Annotated in this window: 1 protein-coding gene; it reads left to right on the top strand. The window is 45.2% G+C overall.

The window, feature by feature from the left end:
- Positions 1–55 precede the first annotated feature (55 nt).
- Positions 56–281, top strand: a 226-nt coding sequence (locus tag HBA93_RS20760) for a hypothetical protein (protein ID WP_221724534.1), incomplete at its 3' end; no start/stop codon positions are given.

The following is a 281-nucleotide window of genomic DNA, read 5'->3' as shown; positions in this document are numbered from 1 at the left end:
TTCGGATGTTCGCTGCTTAAGGCAGGCATAGTCTGTTTCACGAATGGCGTATTTCATGAGAAAATTCATATTGCTTGCCGCTTTGGCTCTGACACCGTTGTTACTGGCAGCCGCTCTTTTCACCGGTATTGAGGTAAAGTATCGCGAACATGACACGGATTACAGCTTTTTCGTCAAGCAACAGCCATCTCTGCAGCTCTTCTTTGTTAATCCGATTGTCTGCGGCGAATGTGATGTTGAGGCTTTTGAAAAGCTGTCAGTGGCGAATATTGATGAAATTC

The sequence above is a fragment of the Ochrobactrum sp. SFR4 genome, assembly GCF_019730395.1.
Classification (GTDB): Bacteria; Pseudomonadota; Alphaproteobacteria; order Rhizobiales; family Rhizobiaceae; genus Pseudochrobactrum.
The sequence above is the reverse complement of the archived record's forward strand: the minus strand, read 5'-3'. Positions and strand labels throughout refer to the sequence as shown.